Source organism: Pseudoalteromonas sp. 2CM36K, assembly GCF_023161865.1.
Lineage (GTDB): Bacteria > Pseudomonadota > Gammaproteobacteria > Enterobacterales > Alteromonadaceae > Pseudoalteromonas > Pseudoalteromonas tetraodonis.
Window position 1 is genome coordinate 1 of sequence record NZ_JALNTK010000053.1, and the last position, 1,044, is coordinate 1,044.

Genomic DNA, 1,044 nt, shown 5'->3' on the forward strand with positions numbered 1-1,044 from the left:
TGCCGTCTTAGAGCGCGAGAATAAAGAGCTCAAGCGAACGAATGATATCCTGAGGCAAGCTGCCGCTTTTTTCGCCCAAGCGGAGCTCGACCGCAAACAGAAGTAATAGTGGATTTTATTGATGCTTGCAGAGAGCATTACGGTGTCGAGTCAATTTGCAAGGAATTGCCGATTGCACCATCAACGTATTATTCTCATAAACAGATACAAAGAGAGCCTGAGCGACTGTCTAACCGCAAAAAGCGTGATGCTGAGCTGATAATACTCATTCGCGAAGTGTGGGAGGATAATATGTCAGTTTATGGTGCAAGAAAAATATGGAAGCAGCTACAGCTTGACGACCATCAAGTCGCCCGCTGTACAGTCGAACGATTGATGCGAGTTATGGGAATTCAAGGTGTTCGTCGGGGTAAAGCACATAAGACAACGATACCTGACGAGCAACAAGATAAGCCACTTGATTTAGTTAATCGTCAATTTACTGCTGAGCAGCCAAATCAACTTTGGGTAGCTGACATCACCTATGTTGCCACATGGAGTGGGTTTGTTTATGTCGCTTTCGTGATAGATGTTTTTTCACGATACATTGTAGGTTGGCGTGTATCAACGACAATGCACACAGAGCTTATTCTTGATGCGTTAGAGCAAGCTATTTGGCATCGTGGCAACCCCGAAGGGTTAATTCACCACAGCGACAGAGGCAGCCAATATTTGTCTATACGATACACTGAGCGACTTGCTGAAGCTGGAATTCAAGCGTCTGTAGGCAGTGTGGGTGACTCTTATGACAATGCATTGGCTGAAACAATAAATGGATTATTTAAAACAGAGATTATTCGCAGAAATGGCCCGTGGAAGAATGTTGATGCTGTTGAATACGCAACGTTAGAGTGGGTCAATTGGTTTAATAATCAACGCTTATTATCTTCAATTGGGTATATTTCACCAGCTCAATATGAAACAGACTACTATGATAATTTAAACGAGTCAGGTAAAGTGGCCTGACTTAAACAAACTGGTCTCCGATGAACTCGGGGCGATTCA

General features: G+C 43.6%; 1 pseudogene and 1 other annotated feature. The pseudogene reads left to right on the forward strand.

The window, feature by feature from the left end:
* Nucleotides 1–1,005: pseudogene (locus tag MTN97_RS17785) on the forward strand (IS3 family transposase); the annotation flags it as partial.
* Nucleotides 64–180, forward strand: a sequence feature (AL1L pseudoknot). Its footprint overlaps the pseudogene before it by 117 nt.
* Nucleotides 1,006–1,044: the final 39 nt, after the last annotated feature.